Genomic DNA, 13,434 nt, shown 5'->3' with positions numbered 1-13,434 from the left:
CGAAAAGGGGCGTCACGGTTTTCGTAACGCCCCGATGCGGCCAGATTGTGGCGTCGTTCAGCTTTGTGCAAGAGCGGGCGGCTTCGGCCCGCCCGTGGCCCAGTCCAGAAGCTCGACCGTGTGGACGACCGGAACCTCGGTCCCACCGCCAATCTGCACCATGCAGCCGATATTGCCCGCCGCGATCACTTCGGGTTGCTTGGCCTCGAGCGTCGCCACCTTGCGCCGCTTCAGTTCCTCCGAGATCTCGGGCTGCAGCAGGTTGTAAGTCCCGGCAGAGCCGCAGCACAGATGGCTGTCGGCGGGCTCGACCACCTCGAAACCAGCCCGTTTCAAAAGATCCTTCGGCGCGGATTTCACCTGCTGGCCATGCTGTAGCGAACAGGCCGCGTGATAGGCGACCCGCATCCCGCCCTTGCCTTCGGGCAGTCCGATCTTCACGAGGAATTCCGAGATATCGCAGGCCAGCCCCGCAACTTTCGCGGCCTCCTCGGCCAGCGGATCGTTGCGGAACATGTGCCCGTAATCCTTCACCGTCGTGCCGCAGCCCGAGGTGTTGATGATGACGGCATCCAGATCGCCCTCGCCCAAGTAAGCGCGAATGTTGCGCGCTGCCTGCGAATGGCTCTCCTCCTCGCGGCCCATATGGTGCGAAAGCGCCCCGCAGCAGCCCAGATCTCTCGGGATCACGACCTCGCACCCAAGCCGCCGCAAGAGCCGGATCGTGGCATCGTTGATATCGGTATTGAGCGCCCGCTGCGCGCAGCCGATCTGCAGCGCAACACGGTATTTCTTCTCTCCGATCGGCGCGAAAACCTGCGGATCGTCATTGCGGCTGACCGGCGGGATGGTCTTGGGCGCCATCGACACCATCGCGCGCAACCGCTTGTCGGGTAGCAGCCCCGCGAAGGGTTTGGCGAGCTTCGCGCCCCCCATCGCCAGACGGAACCGGCCCGGATAGGGCACGATCTTCGCCAGCGTCCAACGCAGCAGCCGGTCCACCAGCGGCCGCTTGTAGGTCTTCTCGACATGGGCGCGCGCATGGTCGATCAGATGCATGTAATGCACCCCCGAGGGGCAGGTCGTCATGCAGGCCAGACAGCTCAGGCAGCGGTCGATATGCTTGACGGTCTTCTCATCCGCCGGACGCCCGCTCTCGAGCATATCCTTGATCAGGTAGATCCGACCGCGCGGGCTGTCGAGCTCGTCGCCCAGCACCTGATATGACGGACAGGTCGCCGTGCAAAACCCGCAATGCACGCAGGCGCGCAGGATCTCATTGGCGCGCGCGATGCCGGGATCTTTCAGCTGTTCGGGCGTGAAATTCGTCTGCATGTCAGCCCATCCTTCCCGGGTTCAGAATGCCGCGCGGGTCGAACTGCGCCCGAAGCGCCGTCGTGAGCGTGGCGATCGGCGCGGGTTCGGGCTCGAAGGTGACGCCCGCCGATCCGCGCATGCAGGTCGCATGGCCCGAATAGGGCGCGGCCAGCGCGCGCGCCTCGCTGCCTTCCGGCAAGAGCGCCCAGATCAGCCCGCCGCCCCAATCCAGCAGCACCTCGCCACCCAGACGTGCCACGATCTCCGAGGCCTCCGAGGGCTTGACCGAGAAGCGCCACAGATCGCCCGGCTTGTCGATGAAGGGCTCCAGATCGCGCAGGCTGGCCCAGATCGCGGCCGAGCCCTCTTCCTCGACCCGCACCGGGCCGAATTGCTCCAAAAGCTTGCGCAGCTCACCCGCACGATAGCTGACCGATTCCGACAGACCCTCGACCCGCACCACCGCGCCGACGCCCGGCACCCAGCCCGCGCCAGACACATCGAAGGGCGAGCCCAGCGCCGCCGCCAGCGCCACCGGCGCGGCCCCTGCCGGAAGGTCGATCACCACTGTCGCCTGCGCAGGGGCTGCGGGCAGCAGCTTGAAGGCCACCTCGCTCATCACGCCCAGCGTGCCCCAGCTCCCGGCCATCAGCTTGACCAGATCGTAACCGGTCACGTTCTTCATCACCCGGCCACCATTCTTCACGACCTGACCGCGCCCGTCGACGAACCGCACCCCGATCAGGCTGTCGCGACAGGCCCCGGCCTGCACCCGGCGCGGGCCAGAGACATTGGCGGCAACCACACCGCCCACCGTGCTTACGCCCTCGACACCCAGAACCGGCCCCCAATTCGCGGGCTCGAAGGGCAGACGCTGGCCCTCGGCAGCAATCGCCGCCTCGACCTCGGCCAGAGACGTCCCCGCCCCCACGACCAGCGTCAGCGCGCCCGGCTCGTAAAGCGTGATGCCGGAAATCCCGACCTCCAAAGGCTCGCCCAGGCAGCGCCCCACCGGCCGCGTGCCCCCTCCGCGCACGGCCAGCGCGCCACCCGCATCGCGGACGGCCTCGGCCAGCTGCGCCTCGCTCTCAACTCTCATGAAGCCTCACTTTTCCAACTGCTTCAAATATCCCGGGGGTGAATGCGCGTAGGCGCAGAGGGGGCAGCGCCCCCTGCCCGGCTCTTAGCTCGCGCCCCGTCAGGTCACACGGCGGCTCGCACTTGCGCCCAGCGGAAACACCTTCGCCGGGTTCAAAAGCCATTTCGGATCGAACACGTCCTTCACCCGCATCTGCGCTTCCAGATCGGCGGGCTCGAACTGCACATCCATCAGGTCGCGCTTCTCGATCCCCACGCCATGCTCGCCGGTCAGACAGCCACCCGCCTCGACGCAGAGCTTGAGGATTTCGGCCCCCAGCTTTTCGCACAGTTCCTGATCGCCCGGCTTGTTCGCGTTATAGAGGATCAGCGGGTGCATATTGCCGTCGCCCGCATGGAAGACGTTCGCCACATCGAGCCCGTAGTCCTTTGACAGCTCGCCGATCCGGCGCAGCACGAAAGGCAGCTCCGAGACCGGGATCGTGCCATCGAGGCACATGTAATCGTTGATCTGCCCCATCGCGCCGAAGGCCGATTTGCGGCCGAGCCAGATCCGCGCGGCCTCGTCGGCCGATTGCGCCTCGCGGAACTCGACCGGTTCGTGACGGCCCGCGATCTGGCGGATCATGCCGATCTGCTCGTCGATCTCTGCCGCAGAGCCCTCGCATTCGACGATCAGCAGCGCCTCGCAATCGGGATAGCCCGCATGGCAGAAGGCCTCGGTCGCGACGATGCAGGGGCGGTCCATGAACTCGATCGCGACCGGCAGGATACCCGCCTTGATGATATCGGCGACACAGGCTCCCGCGACCTCGTTCGAGTTGAAGCCGATCAGCACGGGCCGCGCGCCTTCGGGCTTGGGCAGGATCTTCAGCGTGGCCTCGGTCACCACGCCCAGCTGCCCCTCCGAGCCGCAGATCAGACCAAGCAGATCAAGCCCGCCCGCGTCCAGATACGGCCCGCCGATCTCGACCACCTCGCCCTCCATCGTGACGAGCGTCACGCCAAGCAGGTTATTCGTCGTCACGCCATATTTCAGGCAATGCGCGCCGCCCGAGTTCATCGCGATATTGCCCGAGATCGCACAGGCGAGCTGCGAGGAGGGGTCAGGCGCGTAGAACCAGCCGTCGCTTTCGACCGCACCGGTGACGGAAAGGTTCGTGCGCCCCGCCTCGACCCGGATGAAGCGGTTCGCGTAATCGGTCTCGAGCACGGAATTCATCCGCGCGAGCCCCAGCACCACCGAATCCGCCTGCGGCATCGAGCCCCCCGCAAGCGAGGTGCCCGCGCCGCGCGGCACCACCGGCACGCCCATCTCGTGGCAGGCCTTCAGGGCTGCCGCGACTTCGGCCGTCGAGCGCGGCAGCACCACGCCCAGCGGCTGGCAGCGATAGGCCGAGAGCGCATCGCATTCATAGGCGCGCGTCTCGTTCGGATCGTCGATCACCGCATCGGCGGGCAGCACCTCGCGCAGACGCGCGATGATCTGCGGCTTGCGCGCCAGCAGATCGTCATTCGGCTTCGGCATTTCCATGATGAATCCCTCCCGGTTGGTCAGAAAATATAACCAATAAGCCCCGGTGACAAGGCAAGCTGCATCACGCTAACTGATCAGCATGACCGAGTCCCTGCAAATCGGCCCGCTCGGGCCTCTCGACCTTGCCGCATTGGTGCTTCTGGTGGCCTGCTGGATGGTGATCGGCTGGATAACCGAGCATTCGAGCCCGTCGCGTCCGTCGATGGGCAAGCTGATGGCCGGTTACCGACGCGAATGGATGCGCCAACTGGTGACGCGCCAGCCGCGCATCTTCGATTCGGCCATGGTGGACGGGCTGCGGCAATCGACGACCTTCTTCGCTTCGACCTCGCTGCTGGCCATCGGCGCGGGGCTTGCGCTGATCGCCAACCCGCAGCCGCTGGCAAATATCGCGAGCGACTTCGCCCTCGATCACGGGCCGGACCTGCTGTGGGAGGCGCGCATCCTGACCGCCGTGCTCTTCGGCGCGAACGCGTTTCTGAAATTCGTCTGGTCGCACCGGCTCTTTTCCTATGCCGCGATCGCAATGGCTGCCGTGCCCAATGACCCTCAGGATCCGCTCGCCTATCCGCGTGCGGCGCAGGCGGCACAGATCAACATCAACGCGGCCAAAAGCTTCAATCGCGGGCTGCGCTCGGTCTATTTCGCGCTGGCGACGCTGGCCTGGCTGCTAGGGCCTTACGCGCTGATCGGAGCCGTGGTCTTCACCACGGGCATGCTATGGCGGCGCGAATTTGCCTCGGACTCGCGTCAGGCCTTGCTAGAAAATCGCCCCGACTAGATGCTGGAAGGCCGGATCGGATTTGGCTAAACCCGGCTCATGAGCAGTTTTCTTTCCGTCGATGAATCCCTGACCGGTCGGCGCTGGATCGGGCCCTCTGCCGAGGCCGACCGACTTGCCGAGGCGATGGCGCAGCAGACCCGCCTGCCACTGCCGCTTGCGCGGATTCTCGTGGCGCGCGGCGTAGCCCCCGAAGAGGCCGAGGGCTTCCTTGAACCGACCCTGCGCGAGCTGCTGCCCGATCCGCGGTCCTTGCGCGACATGGAGGCGGCAGCGACCCGCTTCCTACAGGCGGTGAAATCGGGCGAGAAGATCGCGGTGTTCGCCGATTACGACGTGGATGGCGGCTCTTCGGCGGCGCTGCTGATCCATTGGCTGCGCGCGATGGGGCGCGAGGCCACGCTTTATATTCCCGACCGGATCGACGAGGGCTACGGGCCCAACGTGCCCGCGATGCAGGCCCTTGGCGCCGAGCACCCGCTGATCGTCTGCGTCGATTGCGGCACGCTGAGCTTTGAGCCCGTGGCCGCCGCCAAGCCCGCCGATGTCGTCATCCTCGATCACCACCTGGGCGGCGAGACCCTGCCGCCCGCGCTGGCCGTGGTGAACCCGAACCGGCAGGACGAAACCGGCGAGTTGGGGCACCTTTGTGCAGCCTCGGTCGTGTTCCTGATGCTGGTCGAGGCGAACCGGCAGCTGCGTGAAGAAGGCGTGCAGGGGCCGCCGCTTATGGCGCTCTTGGATCTCGTGGCGCTGGCGACCGTGGCCGATGTCGCGCCGCTGATCGGCTGCAACCGGGCGCTGGTGCGACAGGGGCTCAAGATCATGGCGCGGCGCGAACGGCCGGGCCTCGTGGCGCTGTCGGATGTGGCGCGGCTCGACCGGGCGCCTGCCGCCTATCACCTGGGCTTCGTGCTCGGCCCGCGGATCAATGCGGGTGGACGGATTGGCGCGGCGGATCTTGGCGCGCGGCTATTGGCGACCGACGATCCGAACGAGGCGCAATCCATTGCGGAACGGCTCGATGCGCTCAACACCGAGCGTCGTGACGTCGAAAACGCCGTGCGCGAGGCCGCACTTAGCCAAGCCGAAGAGCGTGGGGTCGAGGCGCCGCTCGTCTGGGCTGCCGGACCGGGCTGGCATCCGGGCGTGGTGGGGATCGTCGCCGCGCGGCTGAAGGAGGCGACGAACCGCCCCTCGGTCGTGATCGGGCTGGAGGACGGGATCGGCAAGGGCTCGGCCCGCTCGGTCTCAGGCGTCGATATCGGCGCGGCGATCCAACGCGTTGCTGCGGAAGGACTGCTGTTGAAAGGCGGCGGGCACAAGATGGCCGCCGGCCTGACCGTCGAGGAAGACAAGCTGGAGGCCGCAATGGCGCGCCTGTCCGAGCTGCTGGCCAAACAGGGCGCAGGCGAGATGGGCCCGCGTGATCTGCGCCTCGACGGGCTCCTGATGCCCGGCGCCGCAAGCCCGCAGCTGATCGAGGATCTCGACCGCGCCGGTCCCTTCGGCCAGGGCGCCCCCGCCCCGCGCTTTGCCTTCGCGAGCATGGAGATCACCGGCGCACGCCGCATCGGAGAAAGCCACCTGCGCTTCAATTTCGGCGACGGGATGGGCACGCGGCTCGAGGCGGTTTGCTTTGGCGCCTTCGACGGCCCGCTCGGTCCCGTACTGAGCCAGCCCGGCGCGGGACGCTTCCATCTTGCGGGGCGGCTCGAGATCAATTCCTGGGGCGGGCGCAACAAGGTTCAGCTGCGCCTCGAAGATGCCGCGCGCGCCTGAGACGGAGCTGTGAGCTGCGCGCCGAAGCCAATGTTTTTCAACGCCTTCCGGACCGGCATCGCGGGTGAAGAAAAACTTTCCGCAAATCCGTAAAAACCCTCTTGCGAGTCACGGTTCTCTGGCCTAAACACCGCTCCACCTCACGCAGGTATGGCCGGAAGGCTTCGTGTGGCCCGTTCGTCTATCGGTTAGGACGCCAGGTTTTCAACCTGGAAAGAGGGGTTCGATTCCCCTACGGGCTGCCACTTCCCATCCTGCAAGAGCGACGCGTGGCCCGTTCGTCTATCGGTTAGGACGCCAGGTTTTCAACCTGGAAAGAGGGGTTCGATTCCCCTACGGGCTGCCATCGTCTTTCCCCCTGAAAACACCCTAAAATCAGCTCCTTACGTCTTCGCAGCGCGTGTATGAGACGCAGAACATCTCTACGCGTGAAGCTCTCTCGTTTTCGGGTTGCCGTTCTTTCCTCATGTCGATTTCCGGCGCCGATACGACGCTCTCTTGATCTGGCGCCGCGCGCTGGCACACTAGGCTCGGCAAAGCTCCGCTATGCCACCGCAACCCAGCCCCTGCCCGTTGGATCCCGCCGATGACCTTGCCCCTCTCCGAGACCACTCCCGAGAACCAGCCACGCCTGTGCGATGCCCCGGACTGGCTGTATCTGCTGCGCGAGTTCGACACGCTCTACCGGCACGGCTCGGCCGGTGGCAGCCGGCTGATCCGCTCGCATCGCAAACGGGTCCGCGACACGCTCTCGCAGCTCATCGACGCCAATCCCGAGATCACGCCCCGCCCACCCGAGGCGAAACCCGTCACCGCGCATCTGCCGCGCGCGCTCGATCTTGGCGAAAGGGGCGCGGTTGCAGGGCTTGCGCGCGCTCTGGGGCGCGTAGCCCCGGCGCTGACCTGGGAATACGGCTATGAGAAAGTGCCCAAGGCGCTCGCGCGCAAATATGCCTATTGCGAGGTTCTCGGCCCTCGCGGCCCGGTGCGCTCGGAGCGGCTGATCCTCGGCTTCGTCCTCTTCGCACCGAAGACGACCTATCCGCAGCACAGCCATAGCGAGATCGAAGAGAGCTATATCTCCGTCTCAGGCCCCTGGTCGGAAAACGATACGGCCGTGCATGCGCCGGGATCGCTGATCCTCAACCGCCCCGATCACGAACACCGTATCACCACCGCCGATATCGACCCCTGCCTGCTCGCCTATGCCTGGGTCGGCCCGGAAGAACGGCTGACCGCGCCGGGCATGAAGCTCAGCTCGACCCGCAAGGCCCGCGTGGCGCAGGGGATCTGAGGGTCGAGCGGACCGGCAGCGATCAGCTCTCGCGGAAGCTGCCGCGCAGGCTGTCGGCGAAGGGACGCAGCATGTAATCGAAGAGCGAGCGTTCCCCCGTCAGAAGCATCACATCGGCAGGCATGCCCGAGATGATCTCGATATTCTCACCGAGGGCTTCCACATCCGTCTCGTCGACCGAGACCTTCACGAGGAAATAAGGCTCGCCCGTGCGGTCATCGACAAGACGGTCAGCAGCCACGACATCCACGCGCCCGAAGAGCTGCGGCAGGTTGCGTTGCGTGTAGGCGGTCAGCAGAACCCGCGCAGACATGCCCGGATAAACCGTCTCGATATCCGAGGGTCGCACGCGAGCGTCGATGACAAGGCGGCTGTCATCGGGGACGATATCCAGGATCTCCCCACCGGCGCCAAGCACGCCCCCCTGTTCTGTCGTCACCCGCAAGTTGAGCACGCGGCCCGCGATCGGCGCGAGCACGACCGTGCGCTGCAAGGCATCAAGCCGCTCGGGCAGGTTCGAGCGCAGCGTCGCGAGCTCACTGCGGATCTGCGCAAGCTCCGTACTCACCGCTTCGGAATTCTGCTGGCGCGTTGCCACGAGCTGCAATTCGGTCTCGCCGATCTGCTGTTCGAGCCGCGCCACCGAGGCGCGATTGAGCGCGCGATTGGACTGGAGATCCGCCATCGAACGCTTGAGCGCCAGAAGCTGCGGCAGACGGTTGAGCCCCTTGTCGAAGAGCGTGCTGGTCACGTCGAGCTCTTCCTGAAGCAGGTCGATCTGGTCGCCCTGGGCCGCGATAACCTCGGTCAGGCCGCCGATCTCGACCCTGAGTTGGTCGATGCGCTTCGCCAGGATCCGTTCGCGCGATTTCTGGGTCTCGCGACGATCGAGAAAGAGCCGGCGCTGTGCCTCGACGGCGACTTCGGGCGACGCCGCGAGATCCGCCATCTCGTCGAGCGGAAACGTGACCTCTTCGGCCTGCGTGAGCTCGGCACGCAGGCGCGCCTCCGTCGCGAGCAGGTAGAGCATGCGCTCCCGCAGCTCTTCCAGACGCGCCTGTGCGCGCACCGCATCAAGGGTCAGCAGAACATCCCCCGCCTCGACATGATCGCCCTCATGCACATGGATGCGCTGAATGATCCCGCCTTCGAGATGCTGCACCGTCTTGCGCCGGCCATCAGGGTTGATAACGCCCGTCGCCATCGCGGCGCCCGAGAGCGGCACGTAATAGGCCCAGCCTCCGAAGATCCCGAAGAAGACAATTGCCACGGCCAGACCGATCCCGCGCGGGCCGCGTGTGAGCGCCGCGAGCGAGGTCGAAGGTGTGAACTCCGCGCGTCTGCCCGCCAGCAGAAAGGAAATGAACCAGACCGCAAGCAGCGCGAGGATTGCCGCGCCCCCGATCATCAGGATTGTCTCGGTCGAGAGCTTGTCCTGCGCCAGCCGCGCCCAGACCTCGCCCTGCCCCGAAGGATTCGCCGGGCCCGTCGCCACGGTCTCCGCCACGTCAGCCATTTGCTCCCACCGCTTTCTGAGCCGTCCCCACGGTCCCGGTCTTCATCATCGACGACAGAACTTCGTCGCGCGTGCCCATCTGCACGAGCACGCCATCCTTGAGCACCGCCACCATGTCCGCGTAGCGCAGCAGCGCAGGCGTGTGCGATACGAAGATCACCGTGCGTTCCTCTGCCTTGAGATCCTTGAGCATCGAGGCGAGGGCGAGATCCCCATTGCCGTCCAGGTTACTGTCGGGCTCATCGAGCGCGATCACGGAGGGGTTGCCGTAAAGCGCCCGCGCCATACCGATGCGCTGTTTCTGCCCGCCCGAGAGCAGATCGGAGAACGGGCCCGTCTCGGTCTCATACCCTTCGGGCAGCCCAAGGATCATCTCATGCGCGCCGACCCGTTGGGCGGCGGCAAGGACGGCCTCGTCATCGATCTCGCCAAGCCGGGCGATATTCTCTGCGATCGTGCCGGAGAAGAGCCGGATCGCTTGCGGCAGGTAGCCGATATAGCGGCCGCGCCGGTCGCTATCCCATTCCGCGAGATCCGCACCATCGAGCCGCACCGTCCCGAAAGTCGGCTGCCACGCGCCCACAAGGCAGCGGCACAGGCTCGACTTGCCCGAGCCCGAAGGCCCGATGATCGCGAGCGTCTTGCCCGCAGGTACGCGCATCGAGATGTTCTTCAGGATCGGTTCGCCGGTCGTCGGGGCGTGGTAGCGCAATGCGCTGACCTCAAGCTCGCCACTCGGGCGCGGCAGTTCCAGCCGCTCTCCACGCTCCGGCACGGCCGCGAAAAGCTGTTCGAGATTCCGCCGCGCGGCTCGGTAGGAGCCGTAGCTGCGCCAAGCCGAGAGCGCCCGCTCGACCGGGGCCAGAGCCCGCGACAGAATGATCGAAGCCGCGATCATCCCGCCCGCCGTCAGTTCGGCTTGCAGCACCAGATAGGCGCCCGTGCCGAGGATCACGATCTGGATGATCATCCGCAGGGTCTTCGACGCCGAGAGCAGGAAAGCGGCGAGGTTCTGCGCGCCCTCCCCTTCTGCATCGAGCTTCTGCATCGATGCCTTCCAGCGTTCGGTGGTCTTGCCGACCATCCCCAGCGCTTCAAGCGTATCGGCGTGTTCGATGAAGACCGAAGCGTCCGACCGATTGCGCCGCATGCGGCTCGACATTTCGGCCAGCGGACGGCGGGTCAGAATGTCGTTGATCACGGCCAGCGCGAAAAGCAGGAGCGCCGCCCCGATCGCAATCCCGCCAAGGACCGGATGCATGAACCAGATCACCGCGATAAAGACCGGTGTCCAGGGGGCGTCGAGAAAAGCCAGCAGGGCTTCGCCCGAGATGAAGGACCGCACATCGGCGAGATCCGAGACATCCGCCACCGACTTGCCCTCTTTGAGACGCTGGCTCAGCGCGCGCGACATTACCTCGCCCGACAGCTCGCGCTCGAACCAGACACCGATCCGCGAGAGCACCTGCCGACGCGACAGCTCGAGCAGCCCGAAGGCAACCAGCGCCGCGGCGGCGATCACGCTGAGCCAGGTCAGCGTATCGACGGACCCGCTCGAGAGCACGCGATCGAAGATCTGCATCATGTAGATGGAACTTGTCAGCAGCAGCAGGTTTCCGAGGAAACTGAGCCACAGCAACGACCACATCTGCCCACGCACTGATTTCAGCACGACCCCAAGGGCGGTAGCCTTTTTCATTTATGTGCCCCCTGAGCCCGACCTATTGCACCGAAGCCGACATCGCCTGCGCGATCGACACGACCGATTTCTGTCGTTCGAGCGGCTCGGCCTTCTTGCTCTGGCTCATCCTTTCACCGAGATTTTCGAAATTGCGCATCGACGCCCAGTGGAGGTGGATCGCCTCAAGCGCGCCGTTGCGCTCGAACTCCGCCAGTTTCGCATCATCAAGCGCGTGCAACTTCTTGCGCGACACGACAGACAACCCCTTGAGAATGCGCCGGCTCTTGTCAGGCAGCGTGATTGTCCCGGTGGTCTCTTCCAGCAGATCGAGCTCGGCAAGCAAACGGCAGAATTTCTGCGTGGTGACGGTATGTTCGTAATGCTGGCGCGTGAACTCCATCACCGCCTTCAGGAACTCGCTGGCCTGACCATCCTCGTCGAACAAGGCGAGTCCATCGCCACTCTCATGCACGCTCTCCGCCTCGGGCAGAACCGACAGCACGATCTTGTCGCTGTCGCGGATATGCGTGTTGAAGAAGGGGAGCTGGCGGAAATGCGCAGGAATGTAGTGCCCGGTCCAGCGCCCCTTGCGATCGACGAAAAGATTCGTTCCTTCCTTCAGCGCAAACAGCGCAACCGGCGAGGCGCCGGCCTCGGCGGGCGCGAAGAGGATCGGATATTCCGCCGCCACCGCAGAGAACTCGGCGATCGTCACCGGTGCGCTGGCCTGATCGGCGAAGAGTTTGCAGCCGGTTTCCGGGCTGTAGCGCAAAGACGTATGGCGCTGCGAGTTGAGAACCTCGCCGCCCTTGAAAATCGATTGAACCATGTGATTGCCCTTTCCTTTTCATCATTTCCTGTATCGGGAGGGGGCAGGCGCGGCTCTCGGGGCATCGAGCCGCGCCCAGATCGGAACGTCACGCATGAATGGATGTCCCGATCCTCCCAGCGCCTGCGTGGGGGGGGTCAGGCGACTTCCATAGCGTGGTACATGTCATCATCGGACTGGTAGAAATCGACCACGTCGAACTTGTCGCCCTTGCCAAGCATCGCCGTTCCAGTCGCGTCGGCCACATCCCCTGCGTCATGCGATCCGTCGGCATAGAGTTCGACAGTATAGGCTTCCTGCTTACCCTTGTGGGTATAGGCAGAGTACCACCAACCGTCCGCATCCACCGTGGCACTGTCAACGAGCTTGCCTTTCGAGTCGTAGATTTCGATCAGCGCGCCCGCGACCCCCTCGCCGGGCTCATAGACCCCGGCCTCGGTTCCGCTTTCGTCCGACCAGACATAGCCACCGAAGCCCGACTGCTTGAACTGCTTGAAGACGTTGTCGTTCATCACCGAGTCGGTGAAGTCGAGATCGCTCGTCGAACCACCATCCGTCAGGCTCGCATCGAAGTCATAGCTCGTGTTGTTAAGGATATCGCCCAATTCATAGCCATCAGGTCCGGTGCCGTTGACCGCATCCCCATCCTTGTATTCCCAACCCGAGCTGCCCTTCGTCTCGTAATCGAGGTGGATATTGACATAGGTGAGCCCGGTGAGATCCGAGTCGCCGAAGTTGATGATCGCCTCCATCGTCCCATCGGCATTGTACTGGAAATCGATCGTGTATTGATCGCGCGGGATTTCGTCACCCGGAACCAGGCACATGTTGCCCGCCGCGTCGAACTCGACCGAGACGCTGTCATAGACATGCACCGCGTTCTCGAAATTCGGATCTCCGCTTTGCAGCGCGAACCCGTCCGGGATCTCGAGGGTAAGGATGTTGTCCTGACCATCCCCGTTGGTGAATTCCTCGTCGTAATCGAAGACCACGTTGTAGAAGAACTGCCCGGGATTGGTCGAGTTCTGCGTGTAGGTACCGTCTTTGTCAGGCGAGAAGTTTGCGTTGAAGACCTCGCCGAAGTCACACAGCATCGAATTGGTGACCATGCCGTTGGGCAGAACCTGGAACCCGCTCGTATCGGAATCCGAGACCTCCTGATCGTAGATCGCGGTCAGAGCGGTCACCGTTGCCTCGTTGGTATAGGTGATCAGATCCTCGGGGACTTCCAGCAGGAAGCTCGATTCGAACACCCATTCCTCGCCGACATCGAGAAGCCCGTTCTCGTTGACATCGCCGATATTGAACCCGCCAAGTCCCAGCACATCGATGATCCCGCCATCCGCGGTCCCGAAATCGGGATCGAGCGGGCCGTGATCATCAAGGATCGAGACACTATCGAGCGTGACGTTGCCGGTGTTGGAGACATAGTATTTCCAGCCGACATAGTCGCCTGCCGTTACACCGGTAAGCCCGTCGCCTTCGGTCCCTTCATGTGTCGTCACCTTGGAAATGGAAATCGAGGGATCTTGCGGCAGCGTCACCGTCTCGTCGTCGGTCGCCTCGTCGCTCTCGTCGCTATCGGCCGTCGCGGTGTTG

Annotated in this window: 10 protein-coding genes and 2 tRNA genes; 5 read left to right on the top strand and 7 right to left on the bottom strand. The window is 64.6% G+C overall.

Features of this window, described 5'->3' with window-relative positions; genetic code table 11:
• Positions 1 to 57: 57 nt before the first annotated feature.
• The 3 genes from glcF to TP2_RS14980 all read right to left on the bottom strand — a co-directional run bounded on the left by glcF (position 58) and on the right by TP2_RS14980 (position 3,949).
• Complete coding sequence (gene glcF / locus TP2_RS14990; RefSeq protein WP_038079222.1) at positions 58 to 1,335, bottom strand: glycolate oxidase subunit GlcF; 1,278 nt, start codon at positions 1,333 to 1,335, stop codon at positions 58 to 60.
• Position 1,336: 1 nt separating this feature from the next.
• Positions 1,337 to 2,416, bottom strand: a complete 1,080-nt coding sequence (locus TP2_RS14985) for an FAD-binding protein (protein ID WP_038079220.1) — start codon at positions 2,414 to 2,416, stop codon at positions 1,337 to 1,339.
• A 99-nt stretch (positions 2,417 to 2,515) separates the two neighbouring features.
• Positions 2,516 to 3,949: an FAD-linked oxidase C-terminal domain-containing protein gene (locus TP2_RS14980; protein WP_038079218.1), complete on the bottom strand. Its 1,434-nt coding sequence runs from the start codon at positions 3,947 to 3,949 to the stop codon at positions 2,516 to 2,518.
• Positions 3,950 to 4,031: 82 nt separating this feature from the next.
• Between TP2_RS14980 and TP2_RS14975 the strand changes: the two genes are divergently transcribed.
• The 5 genes from TP2_RS14975 to TP2_RS14955 all read left to right on the top strand — a co-directional run bounded on the left by TP2_RS14975 (position 4,032) and on the right by TP2_RS14955 (position 7,809).
• Positions 4,032 to 4,733, top strand: coding sequence for a DUF599 domain-containing protein (locus TP2_RS14975; RefSeq protein WP_038079216.1), 702 nt, complete (start codon positions 4,032 to 4,034; stop codon positions 4,731 to 4,733).
• Between the two features lie 39 nt (positions 4,734 to 4,772).
• Positions 4,773 to 6,515: a single-stranded-DNA-specific exonuclease RecJ gene (gene recJ / locus TP2_RS14970; protein WP_038079214.1), complete on the top strand. Its 1,743-nt coding sequence runs from the start codon at positions 4,773 to 4,775 to the stop codon at positions 6,513 to 6,515.
• Positions 6,516 to 6,685: 170 nt separating this feature from the next.
• Positions 6,686 to 6,760: transfer RNA gene (locus TP2_RS14965), tRNA-Glu, on the top strand.
• Between the two features lie 26 nt (positions 6,761 to 6,786).
• Positions 6,787 to 6,861: transfer RNA gene (locus TP2_RS14960), tRNA-Glu, on the top strand.
• A gap of 240 nt (positions 6,862 to 7,101) precedes the next feature.
• Positions 7,102 to 7,809: a dimethylsulfonioproprionate lyase family protein gene (locus TP2_RS14955; RefSeq protein WP_051692700.1), complete on the top strand. Its 708-nt coding sequence runs from the start codon at positions 7,102 to 7,104 to the stop codon at positions 7,807 to 7,809.
• Positions 7,810 to 7,831: 22 nt separating this feature from the next.
• On the opposite strand, the gene TP2_RS14950 is transcribed toward TP2_RS14955, so the two are convergent.
• From TP2_RS14950 to TP2_RS18705, 4 genes are all read right to left on the bottom strand, one after another.
• On the bottom strand, positions 7,832 to 9,325 hold the full coding sequence (locus TP2_RS14950; RefSeq protein ID WP_051692698.1) for an HlyD family type I secretion periplasmic adaptor subunit: 1,494 nt from the start codon (positions 9,323 to 9,325) through the stop codon (positions 7,832 to 7,834).
• A complete protein-coding gene (locus TP2_RS14945) occupies positions 9,318 to 11,024 on the bottom strand; it encodes a type I secretion system permease/ATPase (protein WP_051692696.1) in 1,707 nt (568 codons plus the stop codon). Before TP2_RS14945 ends, TP2_RS14950 begins: the two co-directional genes overlap by 8 nt.
• Before the next feature lie 22 nt (positions 11,025 to 11,046).
• The gene (locus TP2_RS14940) at positions 11,047 to 11,835 is read right to left on the bottom strand and encodes a SapC family protein (RefSeq protein WP_038079210.1); all 789 of its coding nucleotides are present in this window, start codon (positions 11,833 to 11,835) and stop codon (positions 11,047 to 11,049) included.
• 137 nt (positions 11,836 to 11,972) lie between these two features.
• The coding region (locus tag TP2_RS18705) for a DUF7507 domain-containing protein (RefSeq protein ID WP_038079208.1) at positions 11,973 to 13,434 on the bottom strand (1,462 nt) is incomplete at its 5' end.

Source organism: Thioclava pacifica DSM 10166, from assembly GCF_000714535.1.
Lineage (GTDB): Bacteria > Pseudomonadota > Alphaproteobacteria > Rhodobacterales > Rhodobacteraceae > Thioclava > Thioclava pacifica.
The sequence above is the reverse complement of the archived record's forward strand: the minus strand, read 5'-3'. Positions and strand labels throughout refer to the sequence as shown.

Coding starts and splice junctions, on each gene's coding strand:
- glcF (WP_038079222.1), bottom strand. CDS start 1,335: ATGCAGACGAATTTCACGCCCGAACAGCTGAAAGATCCCGGCATCGCG.
- TP2_RS14985 (WP_038079220.1), bottom strand. CDS start 2,416: ATGAGAGTTGAGAGCGAGGCGCAGCTGGCCGAGGCCGTCCGCGATGCG.
- TP2_RS14980 (WP_038079218.1), bottom strand. CDS start 3,949: ATGGAAATGCCGAAGCCGAATGACGATCTGCTGGCGCGCAAGCCGCAG.
- TP2_RS14975 (WP_038079216.1), top strand. CDS start 4,032: ATGACCGAGTCCCTGCAAATCGGCCCGCTCGGGCCTCTCGACCTTGCC.
- recJ (WP_038079214.1), top strand. CDS start 4,773: ATGAGCAGTTTTCTTTCCGTCGATGAATCCCTGACCGGTCGGCGCTGG.
- TP2_RS14955 (WP_051692700.1), top strand. CDS start 7,102: ATGACCTTGCCCCTCTCCGAGACCACTCCCGAGAACCAGCCACGCCTG.
- TP2_RS14950 (WP_051692698.1), bottom strand. CDS start 9,325: ATGGCTGACGTGGCGGAGACCGTGGCGACGGGCCCGGCGAATCCTTCG.
- TP2_RS14945 (WP_051692696.1), bottom strand. CDS start 11,024: ATGAAAAAGGCTACCGCCCTTGGGGTCGTGCTGAAATCAGTGCGTGGG.
- TP2_RS14940 (WP_038079210.1), bottom strand. CDS start 11,835: ATGGTTCAATCGATTTTCAAGGGCGGCGAGGTTCTCAACTCGCAGCGC.